Source organism: Algibacter sp. Ld11 (genome assembly GCF_045066735.1).
Taxonomy (GTDB): domain Bacteria; phylum Bacteroidota; class Bacteroidia; order Flavobacteriales; family Flavobacteriaceae; genus Algibacter.
Window position 1 is genome coordinate 570,250 of sequence record NZ_JBISHH010000026.1, and the last position, 15,871, is coordinate 586,120.

Annotated in this window: 14 protein-coding genes; 3 read left to right on the forward strand and 11 right to left on the reverse strand. The window is 33.2% G+C overall.

Annotated features, from left to right (window positions below):
* Positions 1–176: 176 nt before the first annotated feature.
* The gene (uvrA, locus tag ACJJV4_RS18875) at positions 177–2,960 is read right to left on the reverse strand and encodes an excinuclease ABC subunit UvrA (protein WP_405296952.1); all 2,784 of its coding nucleotides are present in this window, start codon (positions 2,958–2,960) and stop codon (positions 177–179) included.
* A gap of 235 nt (positions 2,961–3,195) precedes the next feature.
* Between uvrA and ACJJV4_RS18880 the strand changes: the two genes are divergently transcribed.
* Entirely contained in the window at positions 3,196–3,780 is a 585-nt protein-coding gene (locus ACJJV4_RS18880) for an RNA polymerase sigma factor (RefSeq protein ID WP_405296953.1), read from the forward strand.
* A 237-nt stretch (positions 3,781–4,017) separates the two neighbouring features.
* Here the strand turns inward: ACJJV4_RS18880 and ACJJV4_RS18885 are convergent, their stop codons facing one another.
* The 7 genes from ACJJV4_RS18885 to ACJJV4_RS18915 form a co-directional block, all read right to left on the reverse strand.
* Positions 4,018–4,887 carry a hypothetical protein gene (locus ACJJV4_RS18885; protein ID WP_405296954.1) on the reverse strand — a complete coding sequence of 290 codons (870 nt, stop codon included), beginning with the start codon at positions 4,885–4,887 and terminating at the stop codon, positions 4,018–4,020.
* On the reverse strand, positions 4,888–5,598 hold the full coding sequence (locus ACJJV4_RS18890; RefSeq protein ID WP_405296955.1) for a hypothetical protein: 711 nt from the start codon (positions 5,596–5,598) through the stop codon (positions 4,888–4,890).
* Between the two features lie 83 nt (positions 5,599–5,681).
* The gene (locus ACJJV4_RS18895) at positions 5,682–7,247 is read right to left on the reverse strand and encodes a hypothetical protein (protein WP_405296956.1); all 1,566 of its coding nucleotides are present in this window, start codon (positions 7,245–7,247) and stop codon (positions 5,682–5,684) included.
* Between the two features lie 30 nt (positions 7,248–7,277).
* Positions 7,278–8,006 (reverse strand): DUF6048 family protein, encoded by a 729-nt coding sequence (locus ACJJV4_RS18900; RefSeq protein ID WP_405296957.1) that lies wholly within the window; start codon positions 8,004–8,006, stop codon positions 7,278–7,280.
* Positions 7,972–8,523, reverse strand: a complete 552-nt coding sequence (locus ACJJV4_RS18905) for a DUF6452 family protein (protein WP_405296958.1) — start codon at positions 8,521–8,523, stop codon at positions 7,972–7,974. Before ACJJV4_RS18905 ends, ACJJV4_RS18900 begins: the two co-directional genes overlap by 35 nt.
* 61 nt (positions 8,524–8,584) lie before the next feature.
* Entirely contained in the window at positions 8,585–9,997 is a 1,413-nt protein-coding gene (gene rlmD, locus ACJJV4_RS18910; protein WP_405296959.1) for a 23S rRNA (uracil(1939)-C(5))-methyltransferase RlmD, read from the reverse strand.
* Positions 9,998–10,189: 192 nt separating this feature from the next.
* Positions 10,190–11,359 (reverse strand): mechanosensitive ion channel, encoded by a 1,170-nt coding sequence (locus ACJJV4_RS18915; RefSeq protein ID WP_405296960.1) that lies wholly within the window; start codon positions 11,357–11,359, stop codon positions 10,190–10,192.
* 215 nt (positions 11,360–11,574) lie between these two features.
* Here ACJJV4_RS18915 and rocD point away from each other — a divergent pair, with 215 nt between their 5' ends.
* A complete protein-coding gene (gene rocD, locus ACJJV4_RS18920) occupies positions 11,575–12,855 on the forward strand; it encodes an ornithine--oxo-acid transaminase (protein ID WP_405296961.1) in 1,281 nt (426 codons plus the stop codon).
* Between the two features lie 71 nt (positions 12,856–12,926).
* Here rocD and ACJJV4_RS18925 read toward each other — a convergent pair whose 3' ends face one another.
* The 3 genes from ACJJV4_RS18925 to ACJJV4_RS18935 all read right to left on the reverse strand — a co-directional run bounded on the left by ACJJV4_RS18925 (position 12,927) and on the right by ACJJV4_RS18935 (position 15,500).
* A complete protein-coding gene (locus tag ACJJV4_RS18925; protein ID WP_405296962.1) occupies positions 12,927–13,250 on the reverse strand; it encodes a CCC motif membrane protein in 324 nt (107 codons plus the stop codon).
* A 9-nt stretch (positions 13,251–13,259) separates the two neighbouring features.
* The gene (locus ACJJV4_RS18930; protein ID WP_405296963.1) at positions 13,260–13,544 is read right to left on the reverse strand and encodes a DUF2752 domain-containing protein; all 285 of its coding nucleotides are present in this window, start codon (positions 13,542–13,544) and stop codon (positions 13,260–13,262) included.
* A gap of 102 nt (positions 13,545–13,646) precedes the next feature.
* The gene (locus tag ACJJV4_RS18935) at positions 13,647–15,500 is read right to left on the reverse strand and encodes a T9SS sorting signal type C domain-containing protein (protein WP_405296964.1); all 1,854 of its coding nucleotides are present in this window, start codon (positions 15,498–15,500) and stop codon (positions 13,647–13,649) included.
* Positions 15,501–15,674: 174 nt separating this feature from the next.
* Between ACJJV4_RS18935 and ACJJV4_RS18940 the strand changes: the two genes are divergently transcribed.
* The gene (locus ACJJV4_RS18940) at positions 15,675–15,869 is read left to right on the forward strand and encodes a hypothetical protein (RefSeq protein ID WP_405296965.1); all 195 of its coding nucleotides are present in this window, start codon (positions 15,675–15,677) and stop codon (positions 15,867–15,869) included.
* Positions 15,870–15,871: the final 2 nt, after the last annotated feature.

Sequence of the window (15,871 nt, forward strand, 5' to 3'; positions counted from 1 at the left end):
CCTTTTTGCAGAACTTAGCAAGACTGAATTTTCTGTCTATTGAAAAACGAACCACTGCTCACCAGTCCGCGTTAGGGATAGAACGGCATGTTTGAAATCCTTTTTGTTTTCTTAAAAAACAAAAAGATTGAGTAGTGATAGCCCGACCCTTTTCGGGTAACGCTCAAAAAATAAATCTAAATTTTATCTTTTAAATACTTCCCAATTTCCGAAGCTTTAATTTTTACAATTTCTTCGGGCGTTCCTACTGCAACGAGTTCTCCACCAGTTTCGCCTCCTTTAGGTCCTAAATCGATAATGAAATCGGCACATTTAATAAGTTCGATGTTATGTTCTACAACAATAATAGAATGACCATTTTCAATTAAAGCCTGAAACGATTTAAGAAGCTTTTGAATATCGTGGAAATGGAGTCCGGTGGTAGGTTCGTCGAAAATAAAAAGAGCTTTTTCTTTTTTGTTGCCTTTACCTAAAAACGAAGCTAATTTAATACGCTGTGCCTCGCCACCAGAAAGGGTAGAAGAACTTTGACCAAGTGTTACATAGCCCAAACCAACGTCTTGTAATGGTTGGAGTTTGTTTTTTATTTTGAATTGATTGTTAGCCTCAAAGAATGCTACGGCATCGTCTATGGTGAGGTTTAAAATATCGTCTATGTTTTTGTCTGCAAAAGTAACTTCGAGCACTTCTTTTTTAAAGCGTTTACCTTTACAGGTTTCACATTCTAGATGCACATCGGCCATAAACTGCATTTCTATAGTTACTTCGCCTTCGCCTTTACAGGTTTCACAGCGTCCGCCATCTACATTAAACGAGAAGTGTTTGGCTTGGTAATTACGTATAGTACTCAGTTTTTGTTTGGCAAATAGTGCGCGAATATCATCATAAGCCTTAATATAAGTTACTGGGTTAGAACGCGAAGAGCGCCCAATTGGGTTTTGATCAACAAATTCTATTTGTTTTACGTTGGTAAAATTACCTTCTAAACTAGAGAATTGACCAGGCTTGTCTCCAAAATCGGTTAATTTCTTTTGCAGTGCTGGGTATAGTATTTTTTTAACGAGTGTACTTTTACCACTACCAGAAACACCAGTTACTACAGTTAACATATCTAAAGGAAAGCGAACATCTATATTTTTTAAGTTGTTTTCGCGTGCTCCTTTGATATCGATGTAGTATTTTGATTGTCTACGTTTTTTTGGAACTTCAATTTTTATGGTCTCGTTTAAGTATTGCGCCGTTAAGGAATTGGAAGCTAAAATGGCTTTGTAATCACCTTGTGCTACTACGTGACCTCCAAAGGTTCCGGCTTCGGGACCTATATCTATAATACTGTCGGCGGCTTTCATGATATCCTCATCGTGTTCCACAACAATTACGGTATTACCTAAATCGCGTAGTGCTTTTAATACCATAATTAAGCGTTCGGTATCTTTTGGATGTAAACCAATACTTGGTTCGTCTAAAATATACATAGAGCCCACTAAGCTACTACCTAAAGAGGTTGCTAAATTAATACGTTGGCTTTCTCCACCAGAAAGTGTGTTGGATTTTCGGTTTATGGTAAGGTAATCTAAACCAACATTGGCCAAGAACTCTAAGCGGTTATTAATTTCTTTTAATAAGCGTTTAGCAATGGTGTTGTCATGCTCATTTAGTTCTAATTGTTTAAAAAACACAGCAAGTTGATCGAGTGGTTTTTCTACTAAATCGGAAATACTAGCGCCACCTACTTTTACATAATTGGCTTCTACACGTAAACGTTTGCCATTACAAGTTTTACACTTAGTTTTACCGCGATACCGTGATAACATTACTCGGTTTTGGATTTTATAGGCTTTAGATTCTAACTCGGCGAAAAAGCTATTTAGTCCTTCGAAATATTTGTTGCCTTCCCAAACTAGTTGTTTTTGTGCTTCGGTAAGCTCAAAATAGGGTTTGTGTATTGGGAAATCGAATTTATGAGAGTTGTTTACCAACTGGTCTTTATACCAACTCATAGATTCGCCTCGCCATGCAAAAATGGCATTTTCGTAAATAGAAAGTGCTGTGTTTGGTATTACCAAATCTTCGTCGATACCAACAATATCTCCATAACCCTCGCAAGTAGGGCAAGCGCCGTACGGGTTGTTAAAACTAAATAAATGAACGTTTGGCTCTAAGAAGTTTAATCCGTCTAGTTCAAATTTATTACTAAAAGTACGTTGTTTATTGTCCGCTAAAGTTTCGATGATGCATTCACCTTTACCTTCAAAAAAGGCAGTTTGTATGGCATCGGCCAAGCGGTTATAAAAATCTTCTTCGTTTTTGGTTATAATTCTATCGATCACCAATAACAGTTTGTCTTTTTTACCAATTTTTTTGACATCACTTATTCTAATAACGTCGTTGTTTATTTTTATTCTAGCATAACCTTGTTGGTTTAATGCTTTTAACTTATCCTCTATAGTTCGTCCTTCTTCTAAATGAATAGGAGCGAGGAGGAGCATTTTTTCCCGTTCAGGAAACGTTTTTAAATAATTTAAAACATCTGTTACGGTGTCTTTTTTTACTTCATCTCCAGAAACTGGAGATATTGTTTTTCCTATTCTTGCAAACAGCAGTTTTAAGTAATCGTAAATTTCTGTGGTTGTTCCAACTGTAGATCTTGGGTTGGTAGAATTTACTTTTTGTTCTATAGCAATAGCTGGTGCAATCCCTTTTATGTAATCTACTTTAGGCTTGTTTAAACGCCCTAAAAACTGCCGTGCGTAACTGGATAAGCTTTCTACATAGCGGCGCTGACCTTCAGCATATAGCGTATCGAAGGCTAAACTTGACTTTCCTGAACCAGAAAGTCCCGTTATAACAACCAATTTATTTCTTGGTATCACAACATCGATATTTTTTAAGTTATGCAGTTTTGCACCTTTTATAATGATGTTTTGTTTTGGATCTACTTCGGAAATTGCAGTGTTCATAAGCTATTAAAAGGAATAATTTACAAAGATAACACTTGTGTATGAGCTTAAAAAATGGAATGCAATGTAAAGAAATGTTAAAAAAATGAATTTATTTTTGTATTTTAGGAACGATTGTTGTTATATTTGAAGCAGCTAATTAATTATAAATCAACACTTGCCTATCGCATAACATTACTTTAAAAATTCTAATTTTCGAGAAAACCCTGTTTTTCTTTATAATAAAGTAATGATTATGAAACACGAACCTACTACAGATGCTGTACTTGTTAGTAACTACATTAAGGGCGATGAATGTGCTTTAGAAGTACTTATAAAAAGGCACAAGCAAAGAATTTACAGTTTTATTTATTCGAAAGTATATGATGGCGATGTTGCCGATGATATTTTTCAGGACACTTTTATTAAGGTTATCAAAACATTAAAGCGTGGTGCTTATAACGAAGAAGGTAAGTTTTTACCTTGGGTTATGCGTATTGCTCACAATTTAGTTATCGACTTTTTTAGGAAAAATAGTCGTATGCCTAAGTTTGATAACACGGGTGAATTTAGTATTTTTTCTGTACTTAGTGATAGCAGTTTAAATGCTGAAAAAGCCATTATAAAGGAACAGGTTGAAAATGATGTTCGACGTTTGGTGGATGAGCTTCCAGAAGATCAACGCGATGTGTTATTAATGCGTATTTATAATGATATGAGTTTTAAAGAAATATCAGACAGAACAGGTGTTAGCATTAATACGGCATTAGGAAGAATGCGTTATGCTTTAATAAACCTGCGTAAAATAATTGAAAAGCATAATATTGTATTAACAGATTAGTTTTGTTAAATACAATAAAGTGAATTTTGTTCCGTTTACTATTTAAGTTAACCTTAATTTAAAAGAAATGGAAAAAATTTACTCTAAGAAATGTATTGGAAAATCACAAAAGCTTGAGCCAAGTGAGGAGACTATTAATTTTCTTCTCAACTATTCCAAAGCGCTTAAAGTTTTGAAATATAACAATCTGGAGTTTGAAACGCTCTTAAATTAAAAAACATAAAAAAACGTCTGAAATTATATTTCAGACGTTTTTTCATTTATAATATATTCAAATTGTAGAACTCTTAAATTCCATAAAGTTAAGGTTTGTAGAGCTGTAATGTTTTCATTTTTAGAACCAACAACGAGCTCGTCTTTAAATGATTTAATGAATTTAGTCCATAAGTTTCCTTTGGAGTCGTTTAGCAAAAAGTAAAAACCACTATCACCAATTTTCTTTCCTGAGGATGTTAAAATGAGTTCGCCGTTTTTTCCAACACTCGGACTTAAAATGACTGTAGCATTACCATTTGGTAATGGAAAAATAGCTTTAATACACGTTTGTCCTGATGGTATTACGCAAGTTTCATAAACACCTGAATACACTACTTCTTCAGATGTTTTAAAAGTTCTAAGCCATATATTGCGTTTAACTTTTTTTGTTTTAGCGTCTATCAAATGGATTATATCACTTTTTAATGATTTTGAATTCTCGATGTTCTCAATAGGAACGTTTAATTGTTCAATACGATTACTAAATAATAATCTTAATAAGATGCCGAATACTTTAAAAAAAGGATTCCACTTTACTTTTAAATCAAAATCGTAATTACTTGTGTTTTCGTAGAAATCAATGACGTTTTTAGATAATTTATGTTGTGCTTCACTAGATAAATTTAGCTGATTTATAGATGATAATATCCCTTTATCATTTTCTTTCTCATCTATTGTTAGCTGTTCATTTTTAGCTAGTTGCTTAATGAATTTTACACCGATGCCTTTTGTAGTTCCAAAAGGACCTAAAAGCCATTCATATTGATTCTTGCTGATTTTTTTCCCAAATAATATCACCCATTGTTGGGTAATTAAATCTTGAAGGTTTTGTTTTAGAATTGCAATTCCCATTTAACTCTTTTTAAGATTAGGAATATAATTCTCTTTACCTTTCCACGAGCCAAATTCAGAAATAGGTTTAAAACGTAAAGTTGTAAATTCAAAATGAAAATCTTTTCGTTCCCGCTCTTTCATGGCGTCTGAATGTCTTTTTGGCTTAGGCATAGCACTATGACCGTGAACCATATTGGTCATTTCCTCTTCTGTTTTCCAAAGAGAAAACGTAGAAACTGTATTAGGAAACCTTACTGAGGCCAATGAAAGTAAAGTGCCTTCGTGGTCACGAACTAATTTTTCAACTGGTCTTCCCCAATGCAAAAACCTTGGAATTGCTAAAGGTTTCATTCTAGCAATTGTAACGGCAACAACCGGAGATAGCTCGCTTTCTAATGTTGCTTTACGTTCAGGGATTTTGAATCCGCTTATTTTTCCCCATTCTCTCATAAACTCTAAGCGCACGTGCCAACCTTTATTCAAGAGTTTACCAAGTTTTTCTTTTTTCAAGTAGTTTTCAAGAGCTTCTTCGTTTTCCCATTGCGCAAAAATAGCGACTTGTTTTATAAGAAATCTAGAAGAAGAAATAATTGGAGAACCTAGCGTCATTGCTGTCATGTATTCAGAATGAATTAGGCCTTTAGTGTTTCTTTTAATAGGAGCTGAGAACAAGCCTTTTATCGCCAATGTAAATGGAATTCTAACAAGGTGATAAGAGAATATGTTCATATATTTTATTTAATAGAGTTGAGTTTTGTTATGTGTTTGGAATTACACACAACATATGAATAGCTATTAAAACAATGTGTTTTTTATTCTTCCTCTGGAAATGTAATATGTTGGTAAGCTCCAATATCGGCAGAGGCAGTTCTGTTTACTCCTAAAATATCTTGAGGTACTTGAGTCGCAAAAGTAGAATTTGCTTGGTTTATTCCTTCAGAATTCTCTCCAATTATAAATTCATTTAAATCGGTATCCTTAAAATCAGGTGTTTTATTGAATATGTTATTTTCAAAGTGATTGGTGTCTGTTAAATCGTAAACATCTTCCGAGAAAAAGTTACTATCATCTTGAAAGCGTAATAAGCAATTGGTGAATTTAAAGTTGAAAGCGACTGATTCGTCTTCTATTTGTTCCAATAAAAATTCAGGATTATCATTTCCGTAAATAATGCAATTATTAAAATTAGCTTCGCCTAAATCTGCTAGCGTGGCATTGTTGTCTTCATCTAAAACAAAATTATTTAGCAATACCGATGGTAATTGTCTAAAACCATTATCCCAATAATTTACAATAGTAGAATGCGTAAAATTGTAACGGCCACCAATAGTTCCTGCAAAAGAGGATTGACCAGCATTATTAATTACTACATTTTTACCAGCGATTGAGGTATTTCTACCCATGATGCCAAAACTCCCTGAATTATAAATTTGAGTATTTGTGATGTTTAATTTATTGTTGCTGGCATTTGGGTTTCCGTCGCATAAGATACCGACGTTAGCATTTTTTATGGTCGCGTAATGTATTTCGTTTTCTATACTGCCATCGAAAAGCCAAATGGCCCCCCATTGGCCTGGTGTATCTGAAAAACCAGGTTCTAAACGATCGCCTTCAAAAACAACTTCATTTTCTAAAGTTTCTTGGTTTGTACTCAAAGCACCATTTACTTTTATTGAGGCTCCATTGGTAACTAATATGCCTGATTCCGAATGAAAATAAATGCGAGCACCAGCATCTATATTTAGTGTTTCGTTATTTGGTACGGCAGCAAAGCCATAAATAACATAGGCTTTCTCGTTTGTAAAGTTGAGTTCGTTTGGTAATAATTCTCGGCCTTGTAAATCGGTTTCTATAGTTTCACCATCAACATTCAGACTTAAAGTTTCTACAATTTTTGTGGTATTATTTCGATTTGGATATATAAAAACGGCATCTTGAATAAGTGTTACTAATTCTACTTTTTGTTGGTTTGTTCCAGAATCGAATTCAATAGCGTCGGTATACAAAAATTGGTTTGATGTGGCAGCTTCATTTTCGATATCAACGGTGGTCTCTATAAAAATAAAGAGACTGTCTTTTGCTAAAAGTTCGACGTTTTCAAAGGTTTTTCCTGAAATACCATCAACACTTAATCGGTAATTAGAAGTTTCGCCTAAGGCCAATTTTACCGATGGTATATTGATGTCGGAATTACTTTTATTGTAAACCTTTAAATTATATGTACTAGAACCAATTTTTGAAAAAACGGTGTCTAAATATACCGTATCTCTCGAGAAGGTCAGGTTGCCGGTACTTGGAGAAAACTCAAAATCTTTTCGACAAGAGCTCCAAACCATTAAAAAACCTATAGTGAATATAAAGTAAAAGTAACGTTTCATTCTATTGGTATTAAGCGTATTAAAAATATACTAGTTATCTTTTTTGTATAGCGGAATACGGTAAGATAGCGTATAACTAAACCCTACACCAATATTATTGCTATCGTATGTTTTATTAAAACCTGGAATGTAAACATTTTGGAAATTATCCGGTTCCGTTTCGGTTACTAATAATTTAAGTTGCACGTTTACTCCGGCAAATAGGTTATTGAATAATTCTACTTTCATACCTAGTATAATTTCCGCCCAAACAGCACTTAAATCTTTAAATTCTTGTAAATCGCTAGACGAGTACTGTGGTAACCAATATTGGTTAGTGTTGTAAATAATAAAGCTGTTAAGTTCTTGGCTAAAGGTACTAAAACCTAAACGGAACCCTGTATAAACCATATTTTCCATGTTAAGCCAGTTATCGTACATATTGTAGTCGAAACCTGCTTTAATGTAGCTTCCTTTAGAGGTAATATCAAGGTAATCTGTAATGGTGTTTTTGTTATCAAAGCCAATTTCAGCTGCAGCATAAAGATCTTTTTTTAGTCTATAATCTGCTTCTATTTCAAAACCGCTATAATCATCGTCTGCAAAGGAGCGCACTAATTTGCTAATATCTCCACCTATTCGAATACCGTATTTCTGTTTTATTTTAACGGAGTCGGTAACCGTAGTTGGAATACTATCGTTTTGCGCATTTACAGACACACAAAATACCAATAACACTAGGCTATTAATGAAATAAGTTAAAGTGTGTTTCTGTTTCATCTTCTACAGATTGGTTTGAATTTAAGGGTTGAATGGATTCTATCCAATTGTCTTCGTCACTTTCTAGTTGTACTGTTACGTTCTCAAAAATAGTTTTGTAACCACAAGCGCGTGATACATAGACTTCGGTACGACTATAGTTTATAGTAATTATATCTATGTTTGATGCATCGGATATAAAATCGTCGCTAGTGTCATCTGGCGTATCATTATCATCAAGAACATAATTATTTATCAGTGCGTACTGTGTTGTGTTATCAGTTGTTTTTAAAGGAAGTACTAATTCATTACTTGTTACAATTTCATATCCTGGTAATACTTCATCATTATCGACACCAATAACCACTAACTTAAACACATTTTTACTGCTGTCTTCATCAGTGAAGTCTAAAAGATCGATTATAACACTTGGTGTTGTAGGCGTGATTTCTGGACAAATATCATCACGTTCGCAACTTATAGTTATCCCCACGATTAATAAAATTATGGGGATAAAAAGAATTTTAAAATATTTCATACTTAACTAAAATGTATTCTTAATTAAAAGAAAAACAAACTCTTAACTCCAAATTAATGGATTATCGTTTTTCTAAAAGCACGACGTTTTCCACATGAAATGTTTGCGGAAACATATCTACAGCCTGAGTTTTTACTACTTTATATTGCTCATCCATTAATGCTAAATCTCTAGCTTGTGTGGCGCTATTACAGCTTACATAAACTACTTTTTCTGGAGCAATATTTAGTATTTGTTGTACAACATCTTTATGCATACCATCGCGCGGCGGATCGGTAATTATAATATCTGGTGTACCGTTGGCTTCTATAAAATCGGCATTAAAAACATTCTTCATGTCGCCTACAAAGAACTCAACGTTGTTTATGCTATTAAATTGTGCATTTTCTTTAGCCGCAGTAATTGCATCGGGAACAGCTTCTACACCAACTACTCTTTTTGCTTGTTTAGCGACAAATTGTGCAATGGTTCCGGTACCTGTGTATAAATCGTAAACAAGCTCATTACCAGTTAATCCTGCAAAATCTCTTGTGATTTTATAAAGCTCGTAGGCTTGTTCGGAGTTGGTTTGATAAAATGATTTAGCATTAATTTTAAACTTTAAGCCTTCCATTTCTTCAAAAATATGATCGTTACCTTTATAACAAATAACTTCTTGATCGTAAATGGTATCATTAGCTTTTCCGTTAATCACGTATTGTAGCGATGTGATTTCAGGGAAAGTTTCACCTAAATAATCTAAAATTAATTCACGTTTTTCTTTATCTTCTTTAAAGAACTGAATCATGACCATAATATCACCAGTACTAGATGTTCTAATCATCATGGTACGCAATAATCCGGTTTGATTTCTAGTATTGAAAAATTCTAAATCGTGTTCTAGAGCGAATGCTTTAACCGCATTTCTAATAGCGTTAGAAGGATCGGCTTGTAGATGACATTTTTTAACATCTAAAATTTTGTCCCACATACCAGGAATATGAAACCCTAAAGCATTTCTATCTCCAAGATCTTCATCCGATTGTACTTCTTCTAGTGTTAACCAACGGCTATCACTAAATGAAAATTCCATTTTGTTTCTATAGAAATACTGATTTTCTGCTCCAAAAATAGGAGTAACTTCAGGTAGTTCTATATGCCCAATACGGGTTAAATTATTTGTAACTTCTTTTTGTTTGTAAAACAGCTGATGCTCGTAAGCCATATCTTGCCATTTACAACCACCACAGGTCCCAAAATGCTCGCAGGCAGGTTTGGTTCTTTTATCCGATAGTTTATGAAAAACGGTTGCTTTTCCTTCATAATAAGCTTTACGCTTTTTAAAGGTTTGCACATCTACCACATCTCCAGGTACGGCATTCGGTAAAAATATAACTTTTCCGTCGGGTGCTTTAGCTATGGTTTTTCCTTTAGCTCCAGCATCTATTACTTCGACGTTTTCAAAAACTTGTTTTCTTGATTTTCTTCTTGACATGCTGCAAAAATACTAATAGCCAGAAATAAATTTCATATTATTTTCAATTAGTTTATTGTAATTTCAATTTCATTTAAAATATAGGTGTTTTTTTAGTTGAAAAAGTAGTGAAGTTAGTTAGTAGATTTATTTAAAATAAAAAGCTGCTCAGTAATTTACTGAACAGCTTTTAAAACTAAGATATAGTGTGTCTTATTTTTTGTTGAATTTGTTAAGAATTTTATCCATTTGTTTTCCTGCGGCATCACGTCCACCAAGACCGAAAGATAATATAATGGTAAGTGCAACTGTACCTAGAGATATACCAAAGGCCAAATTAATTATTTCATCTGCAAGGCCCATCGTTCTTAATCCGATGGCTAAGAAAATAGCTATTATGGCAATTCTAATAATAGAAGCTACGAAGGTATTATCGTCATTTTTAGAAAAGTTATCAGCAGCAACAGAAGCAATCCAGTTTCCAATTGCTAAAATTACAAGTCCAAAAATTATTTTTCCAGAATAGTTTGTAATCGTATATAATATATCAGATAAATATCCAAATTCTAACTTATCTACAGCTGTTGTAAGACCGAATAGAATAATGAAGTAATACACTAAGTTTCCAATAATTTTAACCAAGTTAGTATTACCTGTAACTGCGCCTAAACCTGCTTTATTAAAGAAGTTGTTTAAGTTCATGCTGTTTAGTAAGTCTTTAATAAGTTCACTTAAAAAACGACCACCAACTACAAATAAGATAATAATAATTGCAGCTAAAATTACTTTTGGAATAGCACTAAAGAAATCCTTTAGCATAGCTGTAGCAGGTTCAGAAATAGCATCCATATTTAAAATATTAAATGCTGAAATTAATAAAGGAAGAAAAATAAAGATGAAAACAATTTTTTTGATCACATTAACGATATCAATATTTTCTGGTAACTTTAATTTTGGTGTTAGTTTTTTAATGGAATCGCCAGAAAGTTCTACCAATTCTGAAACTATAGTTGCTAGCATGTAACCAATATAGCAAACTAAGCCAGCTCCAATAATATTTGGAATAAACCCAGTGAATTCGTCCAGCATATTTTTTAAAGGATCTAAAACACCTCGCATACCCAATTGTTCTAAGGCCAAGGTGAAAACAAAAATCATAACTAAAAAGTAAACTAGTTTACTGATAAATTTAGAAATACTGATTTTTGAGTTTTTTATTTTGTTGTCAATCCCCGATTTTTGAAGTAATTTGTAAATAAGGCGTTTAAGCAAACCAGCAACAAACCAACCTATTATTAGGATGATTAAAGCACCTAAAGCACTTGATAGATTTCCTCCGATAGATTGTGTGAATTGATCTAATACATTTGATAAATAGTTCATAATATTATGTGTGTGATTAATTAATAGTTACTCTTACGACACATAAAAGATTAAAAAGACACATTTTATCTTAAATTTTTATAAATTTGAGGCTTCTAGGGATGATTTCTCTCCCACGCTGAATTTTCGAAACCTCGAAAGGATAAAGGTAGAGAAGGAATGGTTATTTTATAATATCCATTTTTTTTGGATATAAACATTTAAATTTTTTTAAAATGGCTGTTTTAGACCAATTAACTTCGCAACAAGCGATAGAATTAGAAAACAAGTATGGTGCACACAATTACCATCCACTACCAGTAGTATTGAGTAGAGGAGAAGGTGTGTATGTTTGGGATGTAGAAGGTAAGAAGTATTACGATTTCTTGTCGGCTTACTCTGCAGTAAATCAGGGGCATTGTCATCCAAAAATTGTTGGAGCCATGACGGCACAAGCGCAAACCTTAACCTTAACCTCTAGAGCATTTTATAATGATATGCTTGGTAAGTTTGAGAAATATGCAACAGAAACCTTTAATTACGATAAGTTATTACCAATGAATACTGGTGCAGAAGCTGTAGAAACAGCTTTAAAACTATGCAGAAAATGGGCTTACGAAGTAAAAGGAATTGATGAAAATGAGGCAGAAATAGTAGTTTGTGAAAATAATTTTCACGGTCGGACTACAACTATTATTTCTTTCAGTAATGATCCTGTAGCTAGAAAGAATTTTGGACCTTACACTAACGGTTTCATTAAAATTGAGTACGATAACCTAAAAGCATTAGAAGATGTTTTGGTGAGTAATAAAAATATTGCTGGTTTTCTTGTAGAACCAATCCAAGGTGAAGCAGGTGTTTATGTACCAAGCGAAGGTTATTTAGCGTCAGCAAAAGCACTTTGTGAAAAACACAATGTTTTATTCATTGCCGATGAAGTACAAACAGGTATTGCAAGAACCGGGCGTTTACTTGCAACTTGTGGAAACTGTAGTTGTGCAGATAAACATTGTTCTGGAACTCCTGAAGTAAAAGCTGATATTTTAATATTAGGAAAAGCCTTGTCTGGAGGAGCATATCCTGTATCTGCGGTTTTAGCCAATAACAACATTATGAATGTTATAAAGCCAGGAAATCACGGTAGTACTTTTGGAGGGAATCCAATTGCAGCGGCCGTTGGTATCGCTGCTTTGGATGTTATTAAAGATGAAGAATTAGCTAATAATGCTTTTGAGTTAGGTGAATTATTTAGATCTGAATTATCAAAATTTGTGGAAACAAGTTCTATAGTAAATGGTGTAAGAGGTAAAGGCCTTCTAAATGCTATTTTAATTAATGATACAGAAGAAAGTGATACCGCTTGGAATATTTGTATTGCTTTGCGCGATAACGGTTTGTTAGCAAAACCAACGCATGGTAATATTATCCGTTTTGCACCGCCATTAGTAATGACGAAGGAACAATTATTAGACTGTGTTTCTATTATAACAAAAACACTTTCTCAATTTGAAAAGTAATTGTTTTAGTTGAAAATGATATAAAAAAAAGCGACCAATTGGTCGCTTTTTTTATGAATAGATATTAATTCTTAGTTTTCGTATTGTTCCATCATTTCTTGAGAACGTAACATCATTTCATCCCAACCAATAGTTGATATTTGATAAATGGTATAAATTAAATAAAGAATATTTATTACAAGTATAACCAATGCCACTGTTTTTGCAGTATTCATACCTTTTACACTTGCAGCATCATAATTTTCTGGGTTTGCTTTTGCTGCGTTTATTTTACTATTTGCAATAAAAAAGGCAATACCTGCTAAAATAAAGCCAAAACCACCAATACAGCAGCATAATAGTCCGATAATTGCTAATACATATACTAGCGTTGGGTTGAGTTTTTCTTGTTCCATGTGTTAATTTTAATTGATTATTTTAATTAGATAGCTTGTTACAATAGTAACTGCTGTTAGTATAGCTAAGGCTGTAGTAACAATGTTTGAATGTTTAAATTTAAAAACCATATTACTTCCTATGAAAATAAAAAGAAATATTAAAGGGTAAATTGCAGGATACATTTTAAAAGCAGCAATAAAGTCACCTTGAAAAATTAATGAAATAGAGCGTTGTATACCGCAGCCCATACATTCCACGCCAAATAGTTTTTTATTGAGGCATGGGAGCATATATTTTTCTAGAGATTGCATGTGTTGTAAATTCTTGTTATGCTAAAATAAGAAAAGCCAACTAACAAAAAAATGCTTTACAGCTTTTTTGTTAGTTGGCTTTTTTAACCAGAATTGCAATGGTTAATTTATAATAATTTTTTTACTGAATGTTGTATTGTTATTTAGCGTAGCTTTTACAACGTAAACACCTGTGCTAAGTTGTGTTGTAGAAAGCGTGTAGGCTGTAGATGTTGTGCTAGGTTTTTGCACTAAAACTTGTTTGCCGGCAACATCGTAAACAAAAATAGATGTGATATCTAAATTAGATGGGTTTAACACCTTTAATACATCGGTTGTGTTATTTTGAATAGCATCGAGGCTATCAATCTTATGTTCTTCGATATCTAAAGTTGAATCTTCTTTGAATGTAACTTCAAATCGCTCTGTATAATTACCAGTATCTAGGTTTAAATTAAAATTCTGAGTTTTTAAATTCACATATATATTAGTTGCTTTGTCGTGAATAAAAATCGGTAAATTAGAATCGAAGTTTTGCACGTCTGCAATAGTAATTTGTATTGGCATATTGTTAGCCACCTTTATGTTTAGTGGTATCTTCATGGTTTCATCAAAAGCCAGAGCTTCTGCGATATAAGGCACATCGTTCACTAGCCATGCCGCATCAGATGCCAAAATATCACCTGCGGGTAGTCTAGATTCTAGACCTCGATCGAAACCTTCGGTAGCACTGGGGCTAAAAGTTTCTACTATTTGTCTCGTGTATGTGTTGTTAAAGTTAATATTTAATCTAAAGCGTTTATATCTGGTTGGTACCGTTGTAAATATAGATTTAGCTTCAGTTGGCGCTGTTTTGGAGTTTGCAGATTTAAAAAAGGTACTAGTTGTTCCATTTTCTTTCTCATAAACACGATGACTATTTTGGGCATTAACAGTGCCACTAGCAATACCCATTACCATAAAACCTTGTCCAATAGGCACGTAACGTGCAGGTATTTTTGTTCCAACATCACCCGTAGTGCTGTTTATCGTACCGTCCGTATTATAGGTGTAAAACGTAGCTTGAACAATAGTTTCCATATCGGCAGCTGAGTTTATCGTATAAGTTGTGTATCCTGCTTCATAAGCTGCTAAATTATGAGAATTTACATCGGGATCTTGGTCGTAATAAAATAGGGTCCCATCAATAGTAGCTATATTGTTAGCATCATAAATGTAAGCATGGGCATCCATAGCCGATGGGTATGGGTTACCAACCAAAGATTGTTTTCCTGCGTCTACAGGTACAGCAATTGTTCCTGTATTTGGTTTACCTCTAAAATCATACTTTTGGTTCTCACCTGGGTTATTAGCACTGGTTCCTGCAGTACCTTTCATCGTGAAGCCTTCTCCAGCTTCTATAGTTGTAGCATCTCCAACATATATCCAATCTGCATAATCAATACCTTCAATAAATTTCCAAATCCAGTAAGGCTCTATTTTAAGCCCTGTAGCATCACCATTATAGCCAGCTTGGTGAGTTGTTTCCGCTGGTATAGAATTTGTTAAATCATCAATATCATTAAGTAATGTAATACCAAATGGGTTATTAAGATTATTATCAACTCTACTTCCTGTAGGCGAACACCAAAAGTTATATTCGTAAGCTCCCACATTTCCGTCTTGATAAACACTTAACTCTCCTTCTCCTGAGTTTCCTGTAGTTCCCGTACCTTGAATAACTTGAGCGTCTGTTCTTAAATAGATGGTACTTGCTGGTTCTTCTAGGTTAATATCATCTTCAACAAAAACAATTTCATCATTTATAAATACATAAGCACTGTTTCTTACAGATAACTGAGCTGCTGCGAATTTGCAAGATATTACTGCAACTATTAAACTTAATCCAAATTTTTTAATTGTTGTTTTTTCCTTCAAAAAAGAAGTGTTCGGCGAAGTAAAAAGTTCTTTATAGTGATTTAAGATAAATTTTATCATAATAATAGGTATAGTATGGAGTCATGCAAATATACTAAAACTTTATATATATTGTTTTTTTTTTAATAAACCACTAAATTTCAAATTATTGATTTTAAGAGGTTTATTTTTTTTGTATAATTTAACAAGCTATAATCTGGAATATTTTGATTAGTATTTGTTTAAATTTGCGGTATGAAGTATTTAAATTATATATTAATTTTAATTGGGGCAGTTATTGCTATGTATGCAAAAGTAGATGCCGAGCAAAACCAATATTTATTAATGGTTGGTATTGTTTTTTTGATGATGGGCGTATATAGAATTTCTAGATTAGTACCAAGCAGAAAAGACGAAGAAGCCGAAAATAATGACTCAATAGAGAATTAATC

Bases quoted from the DNA above. Each gene is read 5' to 3' on its own strand.
- ACJJV4_RS18890 (WP_405296955.1), bottom strand. From the start codon at position 5,598: ATGAACATATTCTCTTATCACCTTGTTAGAATTCCATTTACATTGGCG.
- ACJJV4_RS18930 (WP_405296963.1), bottom strand. From the start codon at position 13,544: ATGCAATCTCTAGAAAAATATATGCTCCCATGCCTCAATAAAAAACTA.
- rlmD (WP_405296959.1), bottom strand. From the start codon at position 9,997: ATGTCAAGAAGAAAATCAAGAAAACAAGTTTTTGAAAACGTCGAAGTA.
- ACJJV4_RS18925 (WP_405296962.1), bottom strand. From the start codon at position 13,250: ATGGAACAAGAAAAACTCAACCCAACGCTAGTATATGTATTAGCAATT.
- ACJJV4_RS18895 (WP_405296956.1), bottom strand. From the start codon at position 7,247: ATGAAACGTTACTTTTACTTTATATTCACTATAGGTTTTTTAATGGTT.
- ACJJV4_RS18935 (WP_405296964.1), bottom strand. From the start codon at position 15,500: ATGATAAAATTTATCTTAAATCACTATAAAGAACTTTTTACTTCGCCG.
- ACJJV4_RS18880 (WP_405296953.1), top strand. From the start codon at position 3,196: ATGAAACACGAACCTACTACAGATGCTGTACTTGTTAGTAACTACATT.
- ACJJV4_RS18915 (WP_405296960.1), bottom strand. From the start codon at position 11,359: ATGAACTATTTATCAAATGTATTAGATCAATTCACACAATCTATCGGA.
- ACJJV4_RS18940 (WP_405296965.1), top strand. From the start codon at position 15,675: ATGAAGTATTTAAATTATATATTAATTTTAATTGGGGCAGTTATTGCT.
- uvrA (WP_405296952.1), bottom strand. From the start codon at position 2,960: ATGAACACTGCAATTTCCGAAGTAGATCCAAAACAAAACATCATTATA.
- ACJJV4_RS18900 (WP_405296957.1), bottom strand. From the start codon at position 8,006: ATGAAACAGAAACACACTTTAACTTATTTCATTAATAGCCTAGTGTTA.
- ACJJV4_RS18885 (WP_405296954.1), bottom strand. From the start codon at position 4,887: ATGGGAATTGCAATTCTAAAACAAAACCTTCAAGATTTAATTACCCAA.
- ACJJV4_RS18905 (WP_405296958.1), bottom strand. From the start codon at position 8,523: ATGAAATATTTTAAAATTCTTTTTATCCCCATAATTTTATTAATCGTG.
- rocD (WP_405296961.1), top strand. From the start codon at position 11,575: ATGGCTGTTTTAGACCAATTAACTTCGCAACAAGCGATAGAATTAGAA.